24 protein-coding genes are annotated in these 24,047 nt (G+C 61.6%); 15 read left to right on the top strand and 9 right to left on the bottom strand.

The genetic code is table 11. The features are described from left to right. Window positions 1-177: 177 nt before the first annotated feature. The 4 genes from R3E82_07570 to R3E82_07555 all read left to right on the top strand — a co-directional run bounded on the left by R3E82_07570 (window position 178) and on the right by R3E82_07555 (window position 4,225). Entirely contained in the window at window positions 178-1,416 is a 1,239-nt protein-coding gene (locus tag R3E82_07570) for a thiamine pyrophosphate-dependent enzyme (GenBank protein MEZ5550728.1), read from the top strand. A 2-nt stretch (window positions 1,417-1,418) separates the two neighbouring features. Continuing rightward, window positions 1,419-2,435 carry an alpha-ketoacid dehydrogenase subunit beta gene (locus R3E82_07565; GenBank protein MEZ5550727.1) on the top strand — a complete coding sequence of 339 codons (1,017 nt, stop codon included), beginning with the start codon at window positions 1,419-1,421 and terminating at the stop codon, window positions 2,433-2,435. After that, window positions 2,432-3,832 carry a dihydrolipoamide acetyltransferase family protein gene (locus R3E82_07560; GenBank protein MEZ5550726.1) on the top strand — a complete coding sequence of 467 codons (1,401 nt, stop codon included), beginning with the start codon at window positions 2,432-2,434 and terminating at the stop codon, window positions 3,830-3,832. The genes R3E82_07565 and R3E82_07560 overlap by 4 nt, the downstream gene beginning before the upstream one ends. A gap of 93 nt (window positions 3,833-3,925) precedes the next feature. After that, entirely contained in the window at window positions 3,926-4,225 is a 300-nt protein-coding gene (locus R3E82_07555) for a hypothetical protein (protein ID MEZ5550725.1), read from the top strand. A gap of 13 nt (window positions 4,226-4,238) precedes the next feature. Here R3E82_07555 and R3E82_07550 read toward each other — a convergent pair whose 3' ends face one another. Beyond that, window positions 4,239-5,909, bottom strand: a complete 1,671-nt coding sequence (locus tag R3E82_07550; protein ID MEZ5550724.1) for an NAD-dependent malic enzyme — start codon at window positions 5,907-5,909, stop codon at window positions 4,239-4,241. Between the two features lie 75 nt (window positions 5,910-5,984). Continuing rightward, window positions 5,985-6,995 (bottom strand): D-cysteine desulfhydrase family protein, encoded by a 1,011-nt coding sequence (locus R3E82_07545; GenBank protein ID MEZ5550723.1) that lies wholly within the window; start codon window positions 6,993-6,995, stop codon window positions 5,985-5,987. A 215-nt stretch (window positions 6,996-7,210) separates the two neighbouring features. Between R3E82_07545 and R3E82_07540 the strand changes: the two genes are divergently transcribed. The 5 genes from R3E82_07540 to R3E82_07520 all read left to right on the top strand — a co-directional run bounded on the left by R3E82_07540 (window position 7,211) and on the right by R3E82_07520 (window position 12,079). Next, window positions 7,211-7,936, top strand: a complete 726-nt coding sequence (locus R3E82_07540; protein MEZ5550722.1) for a TetR family transcriptional regulator — start codon at window positions 7,211-7,213, stop codon at window positions 7,934-7,936. Next, window positions 7,933-8,946, top strand: coding sequence for an HlyD family efflux transporter periplasmic adaptor subunit (locus R3E82_07535; GenBank protein MEZ5550721.1), 1,014 nt, complete (start codon window positions 7,933-7,935; stop codon window positions 8,944-8,946). Before R3E82_07540 ends, R3E82_07535 begins: the two co-directional genes overlap by 4 nt. Further along, on the top strand, window positions 8,939-9,868 hold the full coding sequence (locus R3E82_07530; GenBank protein ID MEZ5550720.1) for an ABC transporter ATP-binding protein: 930 nt from the start codon (window positions 8,939-8,941) through the stop codon (window positions 9,866-9,868). Before R3E82_07535 ends, R3E82_07530 begins: the two co-directional genes overlap by 8 nt. Then, window positions 9,865-10,953 (top strand): ABC transporter permease, encoded by a 1,089-nt coding sequence (locus R3E82_07525; GenBank protein MEZ5550719.1) that lies wholly within the window; start codon window positions 9,865-9,867, stop codon window positions 10,951-10,953. The genes R3E82_07530 and R3E82_07525 overlap by 4 nt, the downstream gene beginning before the upstream one ends. Window positions 10,954-11,056: 103 nt before the next feature. Continuing rightward, entirely contained in the window at window positions 11,057-12,079 is a 1,023-nt protein-coding gene (locus tag R3E82_07520) for a hypothetical protein (GenBank protein MEZ5550718.1), read from the top strand. Here the strand turns inward: R3E82_07520 and R3E82_07515 are convergent. Next, window positions 12,002-12,286 carry a DUF454 family protein gene (locus R3E82_07515; GenBank protein MEZ5550717.1) on the bottom strand — a complete coding sequence of 95 codons (285 nt, stop codon included), beginning with the start codon at window positions 12,284-12,286 and terminating at the stop codon, window positions 12,002-12,004. The genes R3E82_07520 and R3E82_07515 overlap by 78 nt on opposite strands. A gap of 337 nt (window positions 12,287-12,623) precedes the next feature. On the opposite strand from R3E82_07515, the gene R3E82_07510 reads away from it, so the two are divergent. Together R3E82_07510 and R3E82_07505 are read left to right on the top strand one after the other, a co-directional pair. Beyond that, complete coding sequence (locus R3E82_07510) at window positions 12,624-12,830, top strand: hypothetical protein (GenBank protein ID MEZ5550716.1); 207 nt, start codon at window positions 12,624-12,626, stop codon at window positions 12,828-12,830. 447 nt (window positions 12,831-13,277) lie between these two features. Beyond that, a complete protein-coding gene (locus R3E82_07505; GenBank protein ID MEZ5550715.1) occupies window positions 13,278-14,042 on the top strand; it encodes a hypothetical protein in 765 nt (254 codons plus the stop codon). A gap of 54 nt (window positions 14,043-14,096) precedes the next feature. Here the strand turns inward: R3E82_07505 and R3E82_07500 are convergent, their stop codons facing one another. Continuing rightward, on the bottom strand, window positions 14,097-14,561 hold the full coding sequence (locus tag R3E82_07500; GenBank protein MEZ5550714.1) for a hypothetical protein: 465 nt from the start codon (window positions 14,559-14,561) through the stop codon (window positions 14,097-14,099). Window positions 14,562-14,651: 90 nt separating this feature from the next. On the opposite strand from R3E82_07500, the gene R3E82_07495 reads away from it, so the two are divergent. Continuing rightward, window positions 14,652-15,299, top strand: coding sequence for a DsbA family oxidoreductase (locus R3E82_07495; protein MEZ5550713.1), 648 nt, complete (start codon window positions 14,652-14,654; stop codon window positions 15,297-15,299). Here R3E82_07495 and R3E82_07490 read toward each other — a convergent pair. Together R3E82_07490 and cysE are read right to left on the bottom strand one after the other, a co-directional pair. Then, window positions 15,294-15,494, bottom strand: coding sequence for a transcriptional regulator (locus R3E82_07490; GenBank protein ID MEZ5550712.1), 201 nt, complete (start codon window positions 15,492-15,494; stop codon window positions 15,294-15,296). The genes R3E82_07495 and R3E82_07490 overlap by 6 nt on opposite strands. Then, window positions 15,487-16,359, bottom strand: a complete 873-nt coding sequence (gene cysE, locus R3E82_07485) for a serine O-acetyltransferase (GenBank protein ID MEZ5550711.1) — start codon at window positions 16,357-16,359, stop codon at window positions 15,487-15,489. Before cysE ends, R3E82_07490 begins: the two co-directional genes overlap by 8 nt. 113 nt (window positions 16,360-16,472) lie before the next feature. Here cysE and R3E82_07480 point away from each other — a divergent pair, with 113 nt between their 5' ends. After that, window positions 16,473-17,375 carry an NAD(+) kinase gene (locus R3E82_07480; GenBank protein ID MEZ5550710.1) on the top strand — a complete coding sequence of 301 codons (903 nt, stop codon included), beginning with the start codon at window positions 16,473-16,475 and terminating at the stop codon, window positions 17,373-17,375. Window positions 17,376-17,443: 68 nt separating this feature from the next. On the opposite strand, the gene R3E82_07475 is transcribed toward R3E82_07480, so the two are convergent. Continuing rightward, window positions 17,444-18,013 (bottom strand): nucleotidyltransferase family protein, encoded by a 570-nt coding sequence (locus R3E82_07475; GenBank protein MEZ5550709.1) that lies wholly within the window; start codon window positions 18,011-18,013, stop codon window positions 17,444-17,446. Window positions 18,014-18,051: 38 nt separating this feature from the next. After that, window positions 18,052-19,053, bottom strand: a complete 1,002-nt coding sequence (locus R3E82_07470; protein MEZ5550708.1) for an XdhC family protein — start codon at window positions 19,051-19,053, stop codon at window positions 18,052-18,054. 67 nt (window positions 19,054-19,120) lie between these two features. On the opposite strand from R3E82_07470, the gene R3E82_07465 reads away from it, so the two are divergent. Beyond that, window positions 19,121-20,017: a rhomboid family intramembrane serine protease gene (locus tag R3E82_07465; protein MEZ5550707.1), complete on the top strand. Its 897-nt coding sequence runs from the start codon at window positions 19,121-19,123 to the stop codon at window positions 20,015-20,017. Then, window positions 20,014-22,734: an aminopeptidase N gene (gene pepN, locus R3E82_07460; protein MEZ5550706.1), complete on the top strand. Its 2,721-nt coding sequence runs from the start codon at window positions 20,014-20,016 to the stop codon at window positions 22,732-22,734. Before R3E82_07465 ends, pepN begins: the two co-directional genes overlap by 4 nt. A 49-nt stretch (window positions 22,735-22,783) precedes the next feature. Here pepN and R3E82_07455 read toward each other — a convergent pair whose 3' ends face one another. Beyond that, window positions 22,784-24,013, bottom strand: coding sequence for a serine hydrolase domain-containing protein (locus tag R3E82_07455; GenBank protein MEZ5550705.1), 1,230 nt, complete (start codon window positions 24,011-24,013; stop codon window positions 22,784-22,786). Between the last annotated feature and the right edge of the window lie 34 nt (window positions 24,014-24,047).

Raw genomic sequence — 24,047 nt, 5'->3', positions numbered from 1 at the left:
CACAGATGAGGCGATTCGGGCTTTCAGGCTGACATCCGGCAGCAGCTGATGCGTTGATCCGGATCAATTCGAAGTGACGTGCGTGGGGCGGGCGGGCCGCTGCGGGAGCCGGCGGCGGCTGGTCTGGAGGGATCAGTTGGTCCAAACTGGCCCGCAATACAGTGGACGGAAGTCGCCATGTCCCGTACCCCGCGCCTGCACATTCCCCATCCTCCGGGCCGTCCGGGTGATGTCCCGGATTTCAGCTATGTGGAGATCTCACCGGCGGGTGCAGTGCCCCGTCCGGATATCACAACCCGGCTCAGAGACATTGAGCGCAGCCTCGCCTTCGACATGGTGCGGGTGCTGGACGATGCGCATGAGGCGGTAGGACCCTGGCATCCCCACCTCGAAGCCCAGGATCTCCAGGTCGGCCTGCGCCATATGCTGCTCACCCGTCTCTACGACGACCGCATGGTGCGTATGCAGCGTCAGGGCAGGATCTCCTTCTACATGAAGAGTCGCGGTGAAGAGGCGGTCGCCGTCGCTGCGGCGATGGCTCTTGAACCGAGTGACATGCTGTTTCCCTCGTATCGGACCCAGGGTCTGCAGATCAGCCGGGGCAGGAATCCGGTGGATCTGATGTGTCAGTGCCTGTCCAATACCCGGGACATGTGCAAAGGACGCCAGATGCCGGTGATGTACCACTGGGCCCGGGGCAACATCTTCTCGATTTCCGGAAACCTCACCACCCAGTTTCCCCAGGCGGTAGGCTGGGCGATGGCGTCCGCGATAAAGGGGGAGGATGCCATCGCGGCAGCCTGGATCGGCGAGGGCTCGAGTGCCGAGGCAGACTTTCACCACGCGATGACCTTTGCTTCCGTGTATCGAGCGCCGGTGGTGCTGAACATCGTCAACAATCAGTGGGCGATCTCTACTTTCCAGGGCTTTGCAGGTGGTGAGAACCGGCCTTTTGCCGCGCGCGGCCCGGGCTATGGCATCGCCGGATTGCGGGTGGATGGCAATGATTTCCTCGCGGTGTATGCGGCAACTGCCTGGGCGGCAGAGCGTGCCCGCCGGGGTCATGGACCCACACTCATCGAGCATGTGACCTATCGGGCAGACGCCCATTCCACCAGTGATGACCCCTCCCGCTACCGGCCCAAGGATGAAGCGCTCGCCTGGCCGCTGGGGGATCCTCTGGAGCGTCTGAAGCAGCATATGATCTCAGAGGGCTGCTGGAGTGATGAACAGCACGAGAAGCTCACACAGGAGCTGACGGCCCTGCTCGACGCCGCCTGGGTGGAAGCCACCAGTTACGGCACCATGACTGAGGGTCCGAGTCTCGATCGCAACGAACTGTTCGAAGATGTGTTCAAGGACATGCCGAATCATCTGCTCAGGCAGCGCGACGAACTGCGCGCACTGGAGGGTTGAGAATGGCCCGGATGAACATGATTCAGGCGCTCAACTCGGCGATGGACATCATGCTGAGCAGAGACCCGAATGTGGTGATAATCGGGCAGGACATCGGCTATTTCGGCGGTGTCTTCCGGACCACGGATGGGCTGCAGCGCAAACACGGCGAACATCGGGTAATCGATGCCCCGATCGCAGAAGGAGGCATCATCGGCAGCGCGATCGGGATGGGGGTGAACGGTCTGCGGCCGGTCGCTGAGATCCAGTTCGCCGACTACATCTACCCCGGCTGCGATCAGATCATTTCCGAACTGGCGCGGCTGCGCTACCGTACGGCGGGAGACTTTTTCGCGCCGGTAACCATCCGCACACCCTGTGGCGGCGGCATCCGGGGTGGTCAGACCCACTCCCAGAGTCCCGAGGGTGTATTCACCCACGTCTGCGGACTCAAGGTGATCATGCCGTCGAATCCTTACGATGCGAAGGGCCTGCTGATCAGTGCGATCGAAGACGACGACCCGGTAATTTTTTTCGAGCCGAAACGGATCTACAACGGACCCTTCGATGGCAACCCGGACCGGCCGGCGGTGCCCTGGACGATTCATGCGAAGGGCGAGGTTCCGGAGGGGTACTACACGGTACCGATCAGCCGGGCCGAGATCGTCGAACCGGGCGAGGATGTGACCGTTCTCTGCTACGGAACCATGGTGCACGTATGTCAGGCGGCCGCCCGACTGGCGGACGTGGACGCTGAGATCATCGACATCCGCACCCTCGCGCCGCTGGATGTCGACACGATCTGCACATCCGTAGAGAAAACCGGGCGTTGTGTGATCGCCCATGAGGCGACGCGTTTCAGCGGCTATGGAGCCGAGCTCTCCGCCACCGTGCAGGAGGAGTGCTTCTACTCGCTGGAAGCTCCCATTCTGCGTGTCACAGGCTGGGACACGCCGTATCCCCATGCCTTCGAATGGGATTATTTCCCCGGGCAGAAGCGGGTTGCCGCGGCCCTTGAAAAGGTGATGGAGGCGGCGTGAGCGAGTATGTATTCAAACTGCCGGATCTGGGTGAAGGCACTGTCGAGGCTGAGATCGTGGCGTGGCATGTCAAGCCCGGGGACCGGGTTTCCGAAGGCGATACTATCGCCGATGTCATGACCGACAAAGCCAATGTCGAGGTACCGGCGCCGGTAACCGGTACGGTTCTGCGGACCACCGGTGAGCCGGGAGATATGGTCGCGGTCGGTGACGAGCTCATCGCTTTCGAGGTTGCAACGGACACGGCTGCAACACCAGCTGCATCCGCATCAAAAAAACCGGTCCCAGTTGAGAAGCCGGCACCCGGGCCTGCGCCGGCAGTCAGTCGATCCGGTGAAAATGCCGACGAAAAAACGCACGAGCAGACGGAGGGGGCGAGTTCAGTACCAGCGCCATCAGCACCAGCACCAGCACCATCAGCGCCGGCCCCTTCAGCGTCCGCACCCGCAGCACCGGTGATTGAGCCTGAAGCAGGTCAGGTGTCCGCGCAGGGTGAAGCAGACGCCAGAATTCGAACATCCCCCGCCATCAGACGCCACGCCAAAGAAGCGGGCATCTCACTGGCCGGCATCACCGGCACCGGCCCGCGTGGACGGATCCTGCGACGGGACCTTGAAGCCGCTCTGGAAGGCCACGCACCTGCGGCGGCAGTCGCGGTGAGCGGGGTAGGCCCGATAATCGAGCGCAAAGTCATCGGAGTGAGGCGGCTGATCGCTACCCGACTCCAGGCCAGCAAGCGCGAGATCCCGCACTTCGCCTATGTGGAAGAGGTGGATGTCACCGCGCTGGAATCTCTGCGCCGGAGACTCAATACCGGTGCCGACGACGGTGATTCGAATGCGGTTCGTCGCACCGGTGCCGGAGAGTCTCTGACCTTTCTGCCGTTTATTGCCTTTGCTCTGATGCGTGCGCTCAAGGCGCATCCCAACTGCAATTCACACTTCGACAGTGAGCGCGGCGTGCTGCTCGAATATGAGCGCGTGCACCTGGGAATCGCGACCCAGACAGACGATGGTCTCAAAGTGCCGGTGGTGCACAACGCCAGCAGCCTCGGTTTGCGCGCACTGGCGCAAGAAATCGCCCGGGTCGCCCAGGCAGCCCGGGACGGCAGCGCTACCCGGGCGGAACTGGGTGGTTCCACCATCACCCTCACCAGCCTCGGGCGCCTCGGCGGAATCGTTTCGACTCCGGTGATCAATGCGCCGGAAGTCGCCATCATCGGGATCAATAAAGCGGTCAAACGACCCATGGTTGTCGATGACGCTATCACCGTGCGGCTGATGATGAATCTTTCATCCTCCTTCGATCACAGATTCGTCGATGGCTACGACGCCGCCTCACTGATTCAGCGGATGAAATCCTTTCTGGAGGAGCCGGCTACCCTGTTCATCGACTGAAAAGGCGTTCGGCACACCCGGTCCCGACCGCAGCGGGCGCATTTGTGCATCGCAGTCGTTACAATCCGCCCAGCAAATCAGCCGGAATCGAAGATGACCGACACCACACCCGAAGAAGATCAGCAGCGTCAGCGCGACGACATCCGCTGCGATGCCGCGCTGCAGACGCTTGAAGATGTGCTCTGGCGGTTCAATGAAAGCAGCGAAGGCACCCTGTCTGTCTATGATCTGATGGGATTTCTGGTCGAAGACCTGGTGCGGGAGGGTTTCTGCCCCGCCTGTGTGAACGAAGCGATGGCGGCCGGGCTCGCGCGATCGGGTGGGGATCCCAAAGTACACCGCAATGATGACGGGGAGCTGGTCGTCCGCGGTCCGGACGACGTGTTTCACTGATCGGCGGACAAGCTCAGAGAAATATCGGGTAGTCGGGCCACCACATGGCATCCGCTACCGCTGCTTCGATATCGTCGAAAGGCGCTGTGGTGGCGGTACCTTCTGCAAAAGCAGTGGCGCAGACACGCACGGCGCAGTGCGCGGTGATTTCCCGCAGCCGGGAGATGTCCGGATACAGCAGTCCGCGTTCGAGTTCCTGTTCGGTGACCTGATCGGCCAGCGCGCTCGCGGCTGCGGTGATCATGGTGTCGGTGACCTCACGGGCCCCGGCAAGCAGGGTACCCAGCCCGAGTGCGGGGAAAATGAACACGTTGTTGCCCTGGCCGATTTCGATCTGCCGGTCATTGATCGTGACCGGTGCAAAGGGACTTCCGGTTGCGATCAGTGCGCGACCCTCGGTCCAGGCCAGCAGATCTTCGGGGGTGGCTTCCGTGTTCGCGGTCGGATTTGACATCGGCATGATCAGCGGTCGATCGACATGGTCCGCCATTGCACGGACCAGACTGCGATGGAAGGCACCGGGCTGACCGGAGGTGCCGATCAGTACCGTCGGCCGATAGGCGTCCACCGTCGCCTCGAGAGTGCGGTCCTCATCGATGCCGATTGCCAGGGCGCTTGCGTGTGGCCAGCACAGCTCGGCTTTGTAGGCATCGCTTGGCGGTACGTCGTCGATCAGCAGTCCGCGGCTGTCCAGCAGCGCCAGATGCCGGTGCAGATCTTCCTCCGCCACACCCTCAAGGCGCAGAGCGGCTTTGATCTGGCGCGCGATACCCAGACCTGCGGCACCAGCGCCATGGATGACGATACGCTGAGCCGAGAGTGTCTGATTGACCACCCGCAGTGCGCTGAATATGCCCGCCAGCGCGACGGCACCGGTGCCCTGGATGTCGTCGTTGAACGACAGTTTTTTATGGCGGTAGCGTTCGAGGATGTTGAGTGCGTTGTCTTTGCGGAAGTCTTCCCACTGAATGAGCGCGTCTGGAAACAGGTCGGTGAACGCGGTCACGAATTCTTCAATGAACTCCGCGTATTCCGCCCCGCGCATTCTCTCCGCGCGCCAGCCGAGATACAGATCATTCTGCAGCAGTGCTTTGTTGTTGGTCCCGACATCGAGACTCACAGGCAGGGTTTCCGCCGGATTGATTCCGGCAGCCGCGGTGTAGAGGGACAGCTTGCCAATGGAAATCGCCATTCCGCCGGCACCCTGATCGCCGATGCCGAGAATGGATTCGTTGTCGGTAACAACAGCCAGACGGATCTGCCGGCCGGAGACGGCGGCTTCCAGGCGGGACTTCATCTGGCCCCGATCGGCCGGGCTGATCCAGATGCCGCGACCGCGCTGAAACACTTCACTGAATTTCTGGGTCGCCAGTCCCACGGTGGGGGTGTAGACGATGGGCATCAGTTCAGCAAGGTGATCGATGAGGATCCGATAAAAGAGGTGCTCGTTGCGATCCTGCAATGCCAGCAGATCCCGATAACGCGCCAGCGGTTCGGCTACCGTGCACAGCCGCTCGTAGAAGCGCACCGCCTGCTGATCCTGTGTGTTGTAGCCGGCGGGAATCAGGCCGTGCAGGCCCAGCAGTTCTCGCTCCTCGTGGGTGTGAGCCGTGCCTTTGTAGAGCAGCGGATCCCGCAGGACACCATTGCCCCGCAGCTGGGTGTGGACGATCTTCTGTGCCATAGGTCTTTTAATCTGGGAGATAGGCGGTCAGGTGAAAAGCCAGGCACGGTACTCCAAAATGCCCGGGATGTCTTGTCAGAGCACCGAGCCGTATACCGGCAGAGCGGCGCTACCGCCGGTATGAATGAAAACCAGATCCTGCACAGTGTCGAACTCGCCACGACGGATGCGATCGATCAGTCCGCCCATTGCCTTGCCGGAATAAACCGGATCCATAAGCAGCCCTTCGCAGGCTGCCACTTTGCGGATGGCCTCCACTGTCAGCCGAGTGGGCAGACCGTAGCCTTCACCAAGATATCGCGAGTCGATCAGGATCTGCCCGGGATCGAGTTGTGTCCCGGGCTGGTGTGTCTGCAGCAGTTCGGAGGCGATTTTCTGCACCGCATCGAAAAGCGACTGCTGATCCGGCTCCGAGACGTTGATTCCGTGCACACGTATGTCAGGCGAAGGCTTAAGGGCGGCGAAACCGGCGATAAGGCCGGCCTGGGTACCTGCGCTGGAACTTGCATGGGCAATGTCCGTGAGCTGCAGTTCCTCAAGGGCACTGGCCTGGTCGATGAGTTCCGCTGCACAGGCGGCATAACCGAGTGCGCCGGTGGCGTTGGAACCGCCAGTGGGAATGACATACACACGACGTGAACGGGCCTCCAGTTCTGCACGCAGTGCGGCATAGCGGCTGTTGAACTCCCGGGCATCCACCAGATGAACGCTGGCACCGAGCAGGCGATCGAGCTGCGGGTTACCGAGATGTTCATAGTTGACGTCGTCCCAGGGCACCTTCCGCGCCAGCAGCAGGTGGCATTCCATACCGGCAACAGCGCAGGCGGCGGCCGTCTGGCGGGCGTGGTTGGACTGCACGGCGCCGAAAGTGATCACCGTGTCCGCACCCGCCGCGCTGGCCGCGCCCAGCAGGTATTCAAGCTTGCGTGTCTTGTTGCCGCCGGTCGCCAGTCCGGTGCAGTCGTCGCGCTTGACCCAGACACGGGGTCCACCGAGTTCGGCACTCAGTCGATCCAGGGGCTGCAGCGGCGTCGGCAGCAGACCGAGAAGCTGGCGGGGCAGGGTGTTCAACCAGTCCAGAGGCATGGGCAAGGTTCCGGGATGTGCCTGAAAATCTTCAGCGCGATGGCGATGGCAATTGCGATGGCGCCGGAGGGTTGCCGGCTACTTTACACAAAGGCCGGCAGCCGGGCAGCTGCCGGACCCGGTCATGGGCTAGTAATTAAACATTCAATTAATTACTATTCCGGCACTGAACAGACGAATCGAGGAGACCTGGACGTGTTGCAGGGTCGTCGGGCGTGAAAACCCGGAAAGTACCGGAGCAGATCCCGCCCAATCCGGTGGGCCGTCCTTCCGGCGAGCAGGGAGTGGAAGCGCGCGGCCGGCTGATTCATGTGGCGGCGGAGCGGTTCGCGGCCCAGGGTTTCGACGGCACCAGCCTGAAACAGGTCGCCGAAGGCGCAGGCGTGACACCGGCAATGGTGGCCTACTACTTCAAAGACAAGGCCGGGCTGCTGGAAGCGGTGGTGATCGATGGGCTGGAGCGGCTGTTCGGCGCACTCGAGGGCGCAGTTGCGGCGTCCCAGACCGAGCCCCTGGTGCCCGTTCTGGTGCGCAGTTATCTCCGCGTCATCAGTGCCGATCCCTGGATTCCGCAACTGCTGATGCGGGAGGTGATCTCCCGGGACACACCGTTACGCACACTGTTCGTGGAGCGTTTCGCGCGTCGGGCGCTGGCTCTGGTGCCGGCCAGGGTCATGGAGGAAATGCAGGCCGGTCGACTCAATGCGGACCTGGATCCCCGTTTCACATTGCTGTCCCTGATCGGCATCTGTGTCTTTCCGTTCCTTGCCCATCCGGTGCTGGGCCCGCTGTTTGGTTATGAACTCGACAGCGCCTTCGGCCGCAGCTACGGCGACCATGCAGTGGCTCTGCTGATGAGGGGCATGGGTGCCGGCGGAAACTCTCCGGATGGACCAGCGGGTGAAATGCCGGAAGAAGCGGCCTCAGGAGGCAGAGAATGAACCCAGCAGGCTGGTGCGGCCCCGTTGTCCTGATTGCCTGCCTCAGTGGTTGTGGTACGCCGGTGGCCGATTACGCGGTGGGCACCCTGGAGCGGGATCGCATCGAACTCGCCGCCTTCAGTACCGAGCCCATCCGCATGATCCGGGTGCAGGAAGGAGACCGGGTGCCAGCCGGCACCGCGCTGCTGGAGCAGGACACCGCCAAGCTCGACGTGGCGTTGAGCCGCGCCCGGGCTGATCGCGACCGCGCTCTCGCGGTACTGCGGGAGGCCGAAGCCGGGCCCCGTGCCCAGGAGATAGAGCGTGCCAGATCGCGTCTCGCCGCTGCATCGAGTGCGCTGCAGACCGCGCGCCACGAACTCGAAAGACAACAGTCCCTGGTCAGTGCCAATTACACCAGCAGAAGTCAGATAGACATTTCAACCAGCCAGGTCGATGAGGCCCTGGCGCGGCGGGAAGAAATCGAAGCCCAGCTTGCGGAACTGCTCGAAGGCACGCGCAGCGAACAGGTGGATCAGGCGCGCGCCGCCTACACCGCCGCCAGTGCGCTTGTGGAAGATCTTGAAATTGATCTGAGCCGCGCCGTGCTGCGGGCGCCCGTCGATGCCCTGGTCGAAGCGCTGCCCTACGAAATCGGTGAGCGTCCCCAGGCAGGCAGGAGCGCGGTGGTGCTGCTCGACGCCTCAAGGCTATACGCCCGGGTCCACATACCCGAACCCCAGCGCACGCTGCTGAAAACGGGGGCTCCTGCTCAACTGCGGGTAGATGGCCATCCGGAGGATTTTGCGGGTCGTATCCGCTGGATAGCGAGTGCTGCGGCATTTACGCCGTTTTACGCATTGACACAGCATGATCGCAGCCGGCTCGTCTATCTGGCGGAGGTTGATATTCTGGAACCTGCGGATCTGCCGGTGGGGGTGCCGGTCGAGGTGCGCTTTCCAGACTCGGAGTCCCTCCTTCCAGACACGGAATCCCTCCTTTCAGACTCGGAGTCCCTCCCCAGTGGCTGAGGCCGATGCCATCGTAAGTCGCGGGCTGAGCCGGCGCTTTGGTGACCTGCTGGCGGTGGATAATCTGGATCTCGTCGTCCCGAAGGCCTGCATCTACGGATTCCTCGGCCCCAATGGCTGTGGCAAATCGACCACGATCCGCATGCTCTGCGGTCTGCTCACGCCCACCTCCGGCAGTGCCATGGTGCTGGGAGAGCGGGTGCCGGAAGATGCGGAACGTCTGCGCCACAAGATCGGCTACATGACGCAGAAGTTCTCGCTCTATGAAGACCTCACCGTAATGGAGAATCTGCGTTTTCTGGCGCGCATTTATGCCTTACCCGATGCCGGGCGGCCGGCGATAGCGCGTCAGCTCACGCGTTTCCAGCTCGAAGACCGGGCCAGGCAGATCACCGGTACATTAAGCGGCGGTCAGCGTCAGCGACTTGCCCTGGCAGGCGCCACGCTGCACGACCCGGAACTGCTGTTTCTGGACGAGCCCACCAGTGCCGTGGATCCCGAAAGCCGCAGGCGTTTCTGGGAGCACCTTTTTGAAATGGTCGATCATGGCACTACGGTTCTGGTCTCGACCCACTTCATGGACGAGGCCGAACGCTGTCATCGGCTCGCCATTCTCAACCGGGGCGCTCTGGTGGCCAGCGGCGCCCCAGACGATCTGATGAATGAGCTGGGTGCGCGCGTCGTGGAGGTGCGCGGCGCGGACTCGAAGGGTCTGCGTGCGCAGCTCCTCGCCGCGCCGGCGGTGTGGCATGTGGCGCAACTCGGCAACAAGCTTCACGCGCTGGTGGCTCCGGATGTGGCAGATCCGCAGCAGATGATTGAGTCGCTGTTGCGTCCTGTAGACGGACAGGCCCGGGTGCAGCTCGTGCGGGCGAACCTCGAGGATGTGTTCGTGATGGCGACTTCCGAGCAGCCTGCATGAGCGGCAGTGTGAATCGCATTGTCGCGATTGCGCTGAAGGAGCTGCGCCATCTGAGCCGTGATCGATTAACAGGCGGGATGATTCTGGGTATCCCCCTCATCATGACTCTGCTGTTCGGCTATGCCATCAATCATGATGTGCGCCATCTCAGAGCCGCGGTCGTAGACGACGCCGGGACTTCGGCTTCCCGGCTGCTGATCAGCAAGGCCCAGGCGACCAGCCTCATCGACGTGTACTACCGTTTCGAATCGGTGACGGATCTGGAAGCGGCCATGGCGCAGGGCAGGGTTTCGGTCGGTATTTTCATCCCCGCTGACTTCGAATCGCGACTGGTTACGGCAGACCGGCCCCTGGCCCAGCTGTTCGTGGATGGCAGCGATCCGGTGGTTCAGAGTGCCGTGCGCGGTCTGCTGCAGCTGTCGGCCGCCGAGCTGGGTCAGGACGTTCCGGGTTTCGAAATGCGGGTGCTCTACAACCCGGAGCGGCGTTCGCCGGTATTCATCGTACCGGGTCTGTGCGGGGTCATCCTCAATCTGACCATGGTGCTCTTCACAGCGGTTGCTCTGGTCCGGGAGCGTGAGCGGGGCAATCTCGAGCTGCTGATCACCACTCCCATCGGCGGGCTGGAACTGATGATCGGTAAAATCCTGCCTTACGTGCTGATCGGCTACCTGCAGGCCACGGTCATCATCGGGCTCGGGGTCGGTCTGTTCGATGTGCCCGTGCTTGGGAACTGGGTCGATTTCTATCTCGGCATTGGCCTGTTTGTGCTGGCCACGCTGAGCCTGGGCCTGCTCATTTCCACCATCGCCACCAATCAGTTCCAGGCTTTTCAGATGACCTTCATGACGTTTCTTCCACAGCTGCTGCTGTCCGGGTTCATGTTTCCCTTCGAAGGTATGCCCCAGCCCGCACGCTGGCTCGCTGAGCTGTTTCCGCTGACCCATTTTCTGCGAATCGTGCGGGGGGTCGTGTTGCGGGAAGCGGGTCTGGTGGATCTCTGGCCCGAAGTCTGGCCGCTGCTGCTGTTTGTGCTCGTTTTCCTGGTGCTGGCAACGCTGCGTTTTTCGAAGCGGCTCGATTGAGGCTGTTGCGTCACAATGGCAGCAACCCCGGCAACACTATTGAGATCGCCTGATGGTACGCATCATAAAATGCATTAAATTCAGCAAGATAAAAGTTTATTTTGTGGTGCTTTCTATACTGCTGACAGCGGTCTCCAGTTGGGCTGCGGCTGGTGGCCAGAGAACAGAAGTCGGCAGGAAAATCGAGGGCTGGGTGGTGCAGCGGGTCGCCTACCTCCTTGCCGGTGCCGCAGAGCCCAGGCACGGGCGCGGGGGCGTGGTGCTGCTGCCCGACCTCTATGCGCGGGAGTGGGCCACCTACCTTTATCTCCACGCGCTTGCCTCGGAGCGCCCGGAACTGGCGGCCTCTCTCGACAGGCTGGGGGAAGGGTGGTTGCAGTTGCTCGATCCGGTATGGGGTGGTGTCTATGCCCGCACACCACACTTCGAGATCGCAGAGACGCTACCGGGGAAAACGCCCGGCAGTGTGGTCGCATCCGCCGATTCGGACTATGAGAAGCGCCTGTCGGATCAGGCCGGCGCTCTGCAGGTGTTCACTGCGGCTTACACGAAGACCCGGGAGGCACGGTACCTGCGGGCCATCGAGCGGACGGACACCTATCTGCTGGAGTGGCTCGCGGATGGCCAGGGCCTGTTTTTCGCCGGGCAGCGGTTCGCCGCCGATCCCGCCGCTGTTCTCATCGCTGGCCGCAGCGGGGCTGCCGCCTACTGGCAGCTGACTTCGGAGCACCAGCGTCGGCAGTTCGGACTGCCTGTGCGGGCACCGGAAAAACCGCTGCGGGCGAATGCGGCTCTCGCTACCGCCTACCTGATGGCAGCCCGGGTAACGGCGGATCCGAATCACATCGCACTTGCCCGGCGGATTGCCGCGCGCCTGCCGGCTGCCGGTGATTCCCGGGGCGGTGACGGCGAAAACGGGTTTGAAGCAGAGGCGGAACTGCTCGCGATGCTTGCGACCTACACCCGCCCTGAGGTGCTCATCCCGGATGAGATCGACGTCCGCGAACCGCTGCCCGAAGGGGTTGCCGCCTTCGGGCTGATGCTGCGTTCAGCGGGTCCGGAAGGGCCGGGTCGCGGCCTCCGCGGAGAGCCAGAAGGCGAGTTTCAAGCGGGCGGCGAAGGGTAGTTGCGCACCCGCGCGCCAGCGCATATGCCAGTCACGCCAGGCCGGATAGCGGTTGAGACGGTGTGCCAGTTGCGGAAGCACACTGGCGGCGCAGAGCAGAGCAACGCCCAGGAACAGCACACCCGGCAGGATGGGAATCACCAGTCCGATGAGTCCGAGCGCACAGAAAATGGCTGCCAGGGTCAGGATTGCTGCACGTTTGATCACGAAACTTTCTCCACTGTTACATTCGGTCCGGCAGATCTGTCGAGTTGTCTGGATTACTGGTATGACAGGAAGCAACTCCTATGCCACTTATAAGATATTGATATCTATAGATTTATCCTGGGGGTCTGGTTCTGGCCTGGTCAGATTGCCCAGTTTCTGGCCGGCAGCCCCGCAGTCCCTGGGGCGGGACGACTGGCGCGGGACGAATTGTGGGAGATGCGCCGCCTAAGTGCTTACATTCCTTAACCGCGCGCCCATGCGGTTGGCCTATGCTCAGTGCTGGCTGGATGTCGTCAAGGCGGTACCGGCCGGACTCCTGAAGTACAGAGTAATCGCCATGAATCAGCTCGTAGGACGCAGATTTTCAGTCGGAGAAGGGGAATATCGGATCGTGGACGCGCTGCGCGTCGGCGGCGAAACCATGGTCTATGCGGAAGAGGTGGGTGCCGGGCAGAAAGCGGAACGGCGTCCGCGGCGGGCGGCCTTCCACTATGACGACATCGTCGGCTTCCTCGCTGGCGAGACCAGCGGCAAACCCGCCTGAAGGCTGTCATAGCACTTTCACACATCCGAGCTAGGCTTCCTGCTGACATAGAGAAATAAGACTGCGCACCTTCTGTGCGTGGATCTGCGCAACTTTTACGCAGCCTAAGGAGCATCCAGGATGGAGCTTGAAGAACTGGGAGAACCCCTGTGGGTCTGGCAGACAGAAACAGACCGGGAAAACCCTCTGCATGAAGAGCCGGAGCCCGCCTGGGTCGACGCCTACGAGTTTTGACTGATATCGCGTTTTTTCCGTGAACCGACACGCGGCAGTTTGCTGCCCCCTCTGATCTAATCATTCTGTCCAGATAACCGGATTGAGAACAGGAGTTCCCGATCCTGTGTTCTATCAGCCAATGGCGGCCACTGGCCGCTGTCGACCGCCGATGGCTGCCAATCGTCACGATCCGGGCGGGAACACGCAGCGCGCAAGGATGTTGTCAGCAGCATGACTGAACAGGAAGGATTTGCCGAAGCAGTACTGGTCTTCGAGGCCGACCTGATGGGTGTGGCCAGCGAAATGCGCCTGTGTGAATTCGATGCTGTCACGGAGGGTGCCGCAACTCTGGAGCGCTTTGCTGCCAGTGTCGCCCGTGCGGCGTACGTGGTGGTGGGTACCGCACTGTCCGTTCGGGGGGTCGTGTTCTTCTCTTTCAAGGTTGATGAGGAAGGTCACGTCGACCGTTCCTTCAACGTGCCGCTGCAATACCTGATGGAGCATGCCGGCCCCGGCCCGGATCTGGGTACCGGACCGATCAGACTCGCCTGTCGGGGTCAGTGCCCGGTTCCCTGGCACTCGATGAATCTCTGGGAGCCGCAGAAGGAGGGTGAAGCTGATTCGCTGCAGATCGTGCAGCGGGCGATCTGGCGCAACCGCCTTGGTCTCAAACCTCGTGGCAAAGCCAATCGACTGCTTGAAGACAACTTCGTGCTCGAAGATCCGCTGGCCTCTCAGCGCAAACTCGAGACCCGGCTGACTGAGACATTCGGAGAGGAAGGCCGGGTGAATCTGGAAGCCCTGATCCGCCAGCACAATGAGCAGATCGAAAAAATATCCGCCCGCTACCGCACCGACCTCGAACGTCAGCAGCAGACCTATCTCGATCAGATCCGCAACAGCAGAGACGAGATCCAGAAGTTGAAATCCGCCTTGCGCCATGAGCAGGAGCGCAGCCGGCGTTTGCAGTCACTGCTGCGGGGCGAACCCTCCTGATGTTCGGATCAGCCCGCTTCTGATCAGAGCCGCTGCCGACCGACCCGCTTCCACTCAACCCTGAGGGGCAGGTGGCGGTCCGAACAGGATGGTCCAGAATATCCCCAGTGCGAATACCCCGATGAGTATGAAAAGCCCGGTCAGTGCCCCCACACCGGCGGCACGCAGATTCGAATGCAGAAAGCCCCGGTTCTGAACGTGGTAGGCGATCGCTGCACCCTGCAGACGATCGGTGAGGAAGTAGGCGGCCGCTGCCTGGAGGCCGATCATCACGAAGCTGGTAGCCGGAGAATTGGGCAGCTGGGTGGTTGCCGCGATCAGCACGATGCACAGCACTGCTCCCCAGATCGCGACTTTCCGCGCGAGTTCGTCGCGACCCAGCGCACGGTAATTCAGATAGAGCATGGCCACGCCCGCGGCCAGAGAGCCGATGAAGGTCCCGATCACCACGCCGGTGACGCTGTACAGTGAGGGACCGTTGCGGGTAACCGGCCCCTGCGGTTGATCTGAATCAGACATGGCCGGATGATGACACAGGTTGACCGGGAAGCCGCCCGCAGGGCGCGTTTTTTTCGTGGCTGGCATGACGGGAACACGGGGAACACGAAAATGATTCTGGAAATATTTTCTGATCTCATCTGTCCCTGGTGCTACATCGGCAAGCGCCGCCTGGATTCGGTGCTGGAAACAGCAAGCGGTACGGATGTACAGGTGGTGTGGCGGGCCTTTCAGCTTTATCCGGGCATCCCGGCGGAAGGGATGTCACGTCAGGATTTCCTGCTGGCACGCTATGGTGCCCAGGGCGTTCCGGGCAACGGTCGGGAGCAGCTCGTCGCAGAAGCAGAGGGTGCGGGTATCAGTATGGATTTTGCAGCGATCTCGCGGATGCCGAATACCTTCGTCGGCCACCGCCTGCTCCATGTCGCCAGAGCATCAGGTCATCAGCATGCCCTGGCGGAGCGGCTGTTTTCCCTTTACTTCGAAGCTGGTGAGGACATCGGAGACCTGCAGGTGCTGGCGGCGGCTGGTGCAGCGGTGGGCATGGACCCGGACAGTGTTGCCAGTGCCCTCACCGGGACTGCAGGTCATGACGCAGTGCTGGCAGAGCTGGATCGGGCTGCGAACATCGGAATCTCCAGCGTGCCCTGCTTTCTCTTTGCGGGAGCATTCGCACTGCCCGGTGCACAGAAACCGGAAGTCATGGGCCAGTTTATCGAGCGTGCCCGCAGCCGGCTTTCCCGTCCCGCTGAGTCATAGTCCCGGGAGTTTCAGTTTCGGTGTCACCGGCTGGCTGAAAACATGCTTGGCCAGCACGTTGTAAACGTGGCCGCAGGCGTCGCAGTAGACCACCAGATACCAGGGTTGTTTGGTTCTGGAACGCTCCACACTTTCTTTCGACTGGATGTGCTCGACACCGGCCACACCGCACTTCGGACAGGTCGGCTCAGCCATCAGGCATTTCCCAGTTCTGGTCCATTTCATGTGCTGGTACGGTGCCCCGGGTCCCCCCCACGATCCGGGCGGGCACACCGGCCACTGTAACGAAGGGCGGAACATTGTCGAGCACCACACTGCCGGCACCCACTTTTGCACCTTCACCGACTTCGATATTGCCGATGATCTTGCAGCCGGCGGCAAGCAGTACACCACGCCGGATCTTCGGATGGCGATCACCGCTGACTTTACCGGTGCCGCCGAGCGTCACTGAATGGAGGATGGACACATCGTCTTCGATCACCGCGGTCTCACCGACCACGATGCCGGTTGCGTGGTCGAGCATGATTCCGGACCCGACCTTCGCGGCCGGATGGATGTCGACCCCCAGGGTCACACTGATCTGATTCTGAAAAAACTGGGCCAGAGTGCGCCGCCCCTGCTGCCAGAGCCAGTGCGCGATCCGGTGTGCCTGCAGTGCGTGGAAGCCCTTGTAGAAGAGGAACGGAGTCGTGAGGTCCGCGCAGGCCGGATCTCTCGAGAAGGTCGCGAGCACGTCGATTTCCGCTGCACGCAATATGCCCGGGTCTTCCGCCAGTGCTTCCTGGATCACGTCCCGGATCAGCATTGTCGGCAGCATGGGAGTATCCAGCTTTGAGGCGAGACGGAAACTTAAGGCAGATCCGAAGTTGCTATGGTTGAGGATAGTCGCGTGGAAATAGCTGCCCAGTATGGGTTCTTCAGACGCTTTTACAGACGCTTCGGTGCGCATCAGCTGCCACAGATCCTGACCGTTGATGAGTTCGGCCTTGGCGTTTCCCGGGAGTTCCGCCAGGATCTGGTGGAAGCGTTCTTCCAGGTTGCTGGTCAACACGGTGCTCATGTGCCGAACTCTCCGGTGGCGGTGTGCATGCTTCGGGCTGCCGCCAGCCTATTGATACGAATGGATATTGCAAGCATTGTGACACCTCAAGCTTCGTTAGGACACGCACCCGGATGATCAGTTCATTTTCTACCGTCGGTCTGATCGGCCGCCGCGGCACCACGACCATTCTCGACAGCCTGGATGCGGTGCTCGAGTGCCTGGAGCGCCACAGGGTGCAGGTCGTGGTCGAGGATGATACTGCTGTTCTGATGAGCAATAGTGCACAGGCGGTGCGCAGAAAACACACTACGGCCCCTCGTCTGGAACTGGGAGCGCGCTGTGACCTCATTGTGGTGGTGGGCGGCGATGGCAGTCTGCTCGGCGTAGGACGCGATCTCGCCCATGCAGGCATACCTGTGGTGGGTGTGAATCGAGGGGGACTGGGCTTTCTGGCCGACATCGCCCCGGATCAGATAGAGACGAAACTCGGCGCCGTACTGTCGGGCGACTACAGCATCGAAGACCATTTTCTGCTCGAGGCCCGGGTCAGTCGGGATGGTCGCGAGCTCGCCCGTTCTGCAGCCCTGAATGATGTGGTCGTACATCTGGGTACCATGGCCCGTATGATGGAATTCAATCTCTGGGTAGACGGTGAATTTGTCTACGATCAGCGTTCCGATGGCGTGATCATCGCATCCCCCACCGGTTCCACAGCTTACTCCCTGTCAGCGGGAGGTCCGATCATGCATCCCAGTCTGGATGCGATCGTGATCGTGCCCATGTTCCCCCACACCCTCAATTCGCGTCCGCTTGTCGTACGGGGGCAATCGGAAATTAAAGTCGTGGTCGGCTCTCCGGATCACAAGGCGCAGGTGAGCTGTGATTCCCAGGTGGACATCGAGCTTGCAACTGGTGATGAAGTGCTGGTGTCGAAGTATGCAACACCGCTGCGTCTGCTCTATCCCCCGGGGCACAACTTCTTCGAAGCCTGTCGCAGCAAGCTGGACTGGGCGAGTCGACTCGGCGGACGCTAGGGAACCTCTGATTAAGTATCAGCGCCTCAGAGCCTCTCGCAGCTTCAGCCTCGCGATCCGCTGCCGGGTCAGCCCGGAGTATCGAAGTCTTCGATCACACCGGGATCATCGGTTGCCACGCGACGCAGGACGTCAGAATGGCGCTCTAACACTTCCCGCGCGCCCCGGTCTCCGGACAGCGCGCTGAGCTCGAAGAAAAAGCGCCGATGGAACACCACAGGATGGCCTGCCCTGCCGCCATACTGAGGCTGAATGATGGCCGCATCGGTGGCCGCTTCGATCTCCCTGCGGAGCAGGCGCAGGGTATCGGGATGAATGTTCGGCATGTCTGCCAGCGCCACGAAAGCGTAATCCCAGTCCGCCACCGAATCGACGCCTGCCGCCAGTGAATGACCCATGCCGAGATGGGCGAGGGGTGCATGGACGCAGCCTACGTCCGCAAAGCGCGCGCGCACGTCGGCCTCGATGTCGTCCTCGTGCCGCAGCACGACCACAACACGATCGAATACCTGTCGGTAGACGGATACCGTGGTGATGAGCATCGTCGATCCGTTCTCGAGTCGGTGACGTCGCTTGTCACTGCCAAAGCGCCGGCTGACACCTGCCGCCAGTATCAGGGCTCCACCGCTTGTCGCCATTCAGCATGCTGCCCGGAGTCTGACGGGGTGCAGGAGCTTCACGACGCGATGGCGGCTTCGGCACCCGCACGTGCGGCCTCGTGGACGCCGGCACGTACCGCGGTGATTTCTGCGAGGATGGATATCGCGATTTCGGGGGGTGTCTTGCTGCCTATCGGCAGCCCGACCGGCGCATGCAGGCGGGCGATTTCCGTATCCGTGAGATCGAGCTCCTTGAGACGTGTGCGACGGCTGGCGGAAGTCCGTGAAGATCCCAGAGCGCCCACGTAGAAAGCCTCAGTCTTCAGGGCTTCCATGAGTCCCATATCGTCGATTCGCGGGTCATGGGTGAGGGCGACAATGGCCGTTCCGGGATCGCTGGCGCCGGCACGGATGGCGTCGTCCGGCATGTCACTGACGAGTCTGACACCGGCAACGCCAAAATCTTCGAGCATCTGCTGGCGGGGATCGCACACGGTGATCGCGTAGTCCAGGCTGCGCGCCATCTCTGCGAGGTATCTGGACACCATACCTGCGCCGATGATGAAGAGCTGGTGACGCGGACCATAGGTGTGGCGCAGTTGCTGCTTCTCTTCGTCCCAGAACAGTGGTGTGAAGCCGTCCGCGGTTTCGAGCCGGGTGGTCTGATTGCGGAGGTCGACGAGTCGACGCATATGGCGTCTGGCCAGCAGGGCTTCGCTGAGCTGCCGGAACTGGTTGCCTGCATCGGCCTGCGAGCCGAGGGGCTCAATGATGATACGCAGCGTGCCGCCACAGGGCAGACCGAACTTTTCGGCTTCTTCGTCGTTTACGCCGTAGGTGAAGAACTGAGCCAGATCGGCAGCCAGCTCGCCACGGGTAAGCTTTTCGAGCAGATCATCTTCCACACAGCCGCCGGACAGGGAGCCTGTGAGATGGCCATTCTCATCACAGGCCAGCAGTGAGCCTACGGGCCTTGGCGAGGAACCCCAGGTGCCGATCACAGTGGCCAGCCAGCAGCGGCGACCTTCTGCGAGCCAGTCGCCGAGGGTTGTGATCACTTCTTCGTCTGCGGCGTGCATGGTGCTTGCATCTTCCCGGATCAGCTTGTTTAGTGGCCGAGTTTACTACCAGTGCACTACGTTATTCATGCGTGTGATCGAAACTTCCTGTGATGAGGATCTGGCCCCGTTTTCCCGATACCTCTGGGAGCAGCGGATACTGCATCGGATCTTCGAGGAAAGGGGGCGGCAGATACTCGAGGTCGCGGAGGCAGCGCATGCGCTGCCGGTGCGTAATGCCCATGCCGCCTGGCTGCGGGGTGAACTGCGGCTGCCAGCGCTGGAACAGCGTCAACCGGCGAACGACGACGGCGGATCCCGCCTTGCTACCCTCGCGAGCTGGATGCGCGGGTACCCGGTTCTGTGCCTGCTGGTGCTGATCTCTCTCGCCGCTTATCCCTTCAGTGCGCCGATCTCTGAAGGACGTCTGACCGATGTCGCGAACTGGCTGACCCTGATCGACTTCCGGACACCGGATCCGGCCGATCCACAATGGTCGTCGGTCTTCGCACCCTCCGAGCCCTGGCGTCTGCTGACACCGGTGTTTCTGCATTTTTCCATGGTGCATCTGCTCTTCAACTGTGCTGTAACCCTGGAATTCGGCCGCAGAGTAGAGGCTGTGCGAGGCAGTCTGGTGCTCCTCATCATCTTCATCGTTGCCGGCGTTCTGAGTAACCTGGGGCAATTCTGGTGGAGCAGCAATCCGCTGTTCGGCGGTCTTTCAGGCGTCGCGTACAGCCTGCTGGGATTTGTACTGGTGAGCGAGCGCCGCAGGCCGGCCGAGGCGCTCTGGAGGCTGCCGAAGGGAATGGCGATGGGCCTGCTGGTGTTTCTCGTGATCTTCTCTTCGGGTATCACGGAAGCTTTCGGACTCTACATCGCCAACGCCGCCCACTGGACGGGACTGCTGACCGGCTGCGCGCTGGCACTGCTGTGGCCGGGGGACAGGCAGAACCAACAGGGACAATCACAGGAACAGCCATGAGTGCGAGCCGTCATCCCGGAGAAATCCTGCTGGCCGACTACCGGCCTGCGGATTTCGCCATCGATCACACTGAACTGACCTTTGCTATCGCAGAAGGCACGACCACCGTCAGCAGCCGGCTGCAGGTACGCCGTCGCAGTTCGGACCCGGCGACCAGACTCAGACTCGACGGAGTGGACCTGGAACTGGTGTCTGTGAAGGTCGATGGCCAGCCGCTCTCCAGCAATGCCTATCAGGCAGATGCGACATCGCTGTGCCTGTTCGATCTGCCCGGTGAATGCACTGTCGAGATCGTCAATCGGATTCATCCCGAGCAGAACACGGCCCTGGAGGGCCTTTACAAATCCGGCTCCATGTACTGTACCCAGTGTGAGGCAGAAGGCTTCCGCCACATCACGTATCACCTCGATCGACCCGATGTGCTGTCGAGGTTCACAACCACGCTGATCGTCGGACCCGAGTTTCCGGTCGCGCTGTCGAACGGCAATCTGGTTGCTGAGACAGTCCTGGCGGACGGTCGCAGATCGGTGACCTGGGAAGACCCCTTTCCGAAGCCCGATTATCTGTTCGCCCTGGTGGCTGGCAGGCTTGCCCTGCTCGAAGACAGCTTCGTTACCCGTTCGGGGCGCACGGTCGCGTTACGCATCTATTCCGAAACCCACAACATCGACCAGTGTGACTACGCCATGGCTGCGCTGAAACGCGCAATGCGCTGGGATGAAGAAGTTTTCGGCCGCGAGTACGATCTCGACGTTTTCATGATCGTGGCTGTAGAAGACTTCAACATGGGCGCCATGGAAAACAAGGGACTCAACATATTCAACACCAGCTGCGTTCTGGCCACGCCGGATACCGCGACGGACCAGGCCTACCAGCGGGTGGAGGGCGTCGTCGCCCATGAGTACTTTCATAACTGGTCGGGTAACCGGGTCACCTGCAGGGACTGGTTTCAGCTCAGTCTGAAGGAAGGCTTCACGGTATTCCGGGATGCAGAGTTCTCATCGGACATGAACTCCAGAACGGTCAAGCGCATCGAAGATGTGAGCTTCCTGCGGTCCGTGCAGTTTGCGGAGGATGCCAGCCCGCTGGCGCATCCGATCCGCCCGGACAGCTACATGGAAATATCCAATTTCTACACCCCCACCGTCTACGAGAAGGGTGCGGAAGTGGTACGCATGGTCCACACGCTGCTCGGTGCGGAAGCCTTTCGCCGGGGTACTGATCTTTACTTCGAACGGCACGACGGTATGGCGGTCACCACAGACGATTTTCTTACCGCCATGGCGGATGCCTCGGGTCAGGATCTCTCCCAGTTCCGTCGCTGGTACGAGCAGGCGGGCACGCCGCTGATCAGAGCCCGGGACGAGTGGCTGCCGGATACTGCGCCGGAAAAAGCAGGCGGCGTGTGGCGGCTCACCATCAGTCAGAGCAACGCACCTACTCCCGGGCAGAGCGACAAACCGCCGCTGCACGTCCCGCTGCTGCTGGCGCTGCTTAACCCGGAAGGACAGACGCTGGATCCCGCAGCGCTGGAGATCGAGTGCGACAGTCGTCTCGAGACCCGGCCCGAAGGCCTGCTGCTGCACCTGCGCACCGTCTCGACCACCCTGTCCGTGCGCGGACTGGCTGTCGCACCGGCAGTGAGTTTCCTGCGCGGATTCTCCGCACCGGTACGGGTGCACTATGCGCGCCCGGCAGCGACGTTGCGGATGCTGGCTTCCCGGGATCCGGATGGATTTGCAGCCTGGGATGCGCTGCAGACACTCCTGGTGGCGGAAGTCAGGCGGCTCGGCAGCGCGGAGGTGGTGGACGACACGGTCATCGATCTTTTCGGAGAACTGATCGATGGGGCGCTGTCGCTGTTCACGGGGGAAACGATGCCCGGCAGAGATACAGCCCTGACAGAGCAGCGCTTTCTGATCGGTGAGAAGCTGAGACTCCCCGCCGAGGCCTATCTGTTCGAGCAGGTCGATGTCGTGGATGTGGATCAGGTCTGCGCCGGGCGCGATCGGTTGCGCGAAGCCCTGGCCGGAGCTCATGTGCAGAAATGGCGGAGGCTGCTGGCTGCAGCGGCACCCCGCGGCGCCTATCGACCGGATGCGGCGGACATGGCGCGGCGTGCCCTGCACAACACCGCGCTGGGTTATCTCTCCCTGGTGCTCGAGGACGAAGAACTATCCGGCCTGCTCGAAGACCTGTATCAGGGTGCGGATAACCTCACCGACCGTCGTGCCGTGCTCACCGCCGCCCTCGATACCCGACCGCCGACCGATCCGACCTGCAGGCGACTGCTGGAGGACTTTCTCGAGCGCTGGCGCAGTCAGGCACTTGTGGTGGATGCCTGGTTCAGCATGCAGGCAGCAGGTCGCTTCTGCGACAGTACGGTGATCGCCCGACTTGCGCAGCACGATGCCTTTGACCTCCGTAACCCGAACAAGGTGAGAGCCCTCTATGGCGCATTCTGTCAGCAGAATCTCCGGCACTTTCATGCGGCAGATGGTTCCGGTTACAGACTGCTGGGTGATCTGGTGCTCGAACTCGACCCGATCAATCCTCAGGTCGCAAGTCGACTTGCCAAAACGCTGACCCGCTGGCGGCGCTTCGCGGGCACTCGCCCGGGCAGAATGAAGGCGGTGCTGCAGCAGATCGCTGACCGGCCGGGTCTGTCACCGGACGTGTACGAAGTGGCCGTCAAAGGACTGGCGCCACGAAGTTGAAGGGCCGGCACCGGAGTGGGCCGACTGGTGCAGACCTTGGGGTCGGTGGTTACTGGTAGATGAGGCGCTTGGTTTCGCGGTGCAGGCCGATGGCCTGGGGCACGTTGCGGGTCTGAATCATGCCGATGAAGACGAGATCGTTCACCGGATCAATCCAGAACCAGGAACCGGCAATGCCGAACCACCAGTAGACACCCTCGGGCTGTCCGAAAGCTTTTGCGGAATCATTCACCACCGCGAAATCCAGACCGAAGGTATTGCCCGGATCCAGGAATCCACCGAGACCTGCAATACCCTCAGGCAGCTGGTCGCTGCGCATCAGGTCTACTGCTGCGGTGGACAGGATTCTCACGCCGTCCAGCTCGCCACCGTTGAGATGCATCTGTGCGAAGCGCAGATAGTCGGCCGCGGTGGAGACCAGTCCGCCGCCTCCGGAAAACAGAGCAGGCTTTTCGAGGTACTCATCCTGTTCCGCGCTGCTGAGCTGACCGTTCTGGCTGAGGTAATAGCGGGACAGTCGAGGGGCTTTTTCCGCCGGTACATGAAAGCCGGTATCCGGCATGCCCAGCGGTTCGAAGATTTTCTCCTGCAGATAGCGATCGAAGGTCATACCTGAAAGTACTTCCACCAGATACCCCTGCACATCGACAGAGATACTGTAGTGCCAGGTGCTGCCCGGCTGGGCCTTCAGCGGGATCCTGCCGAGTTTGTCCACCATCTGCTGCAGGGTGGAGGCACGATCGAGCACATTGGCGGCGACGTAGAGCGAATCGACCTGAGACTGGGAGAAATAACCGTAGGTCAGTCCGCCGCTGTGGCTCATGAGTTCCCGGATGGTCATCCTGTGGGCCTGGGGCTCGGTGATGGGTAAACCATCCGGCCCGTCTTCTTTCGCGACCTTGAGCCCGACGAACTGGGGAAGATATTTTTCAACCGGATCATCGAGCTGAAACAGGCCCTGGTCATACAGCATCATCAATGCGGTACCGGTAATCGGCTTGGTCATGGAAAAAATCCGGAAAATCGTATCGGTGCGCATCGGGACGCTGTTTTCGAAATCCTGATAGCCCAGGGCCTCGAACTTTCTGGTCTGGCCGTTCTGGGTGATCAGAACCACGCCGCCAGCGAGCAGCCCGCTGTCGATCCGGGCCTGCACCGCGGCGGTGGCGGCGTCAATCCCGGCTTGAGAAATCTGTTCTCCCAGGGCCGGTGCCGCAAATGCCGACAGAGCCAACAGCAGCCAGACTGTCCGGGCAGGGGCACAGAGTTTTCTGTTCATCGATGGATCCTCTGTTGAGCGCCTGTCATTGCAG

This window comes from Pseudomonadales bacterium, assembly GCA_041395945.1.
GTDB lineage: Bacteria > Pseudomonadota > Gammaproteobacteria > Pseudomonadales > Azotimanducaceae > SZUA-309.
Note: the sequence above shows the minus strand (reverse complement) of the source record. Positions and strands in the feature narration are given on the sequence as shown.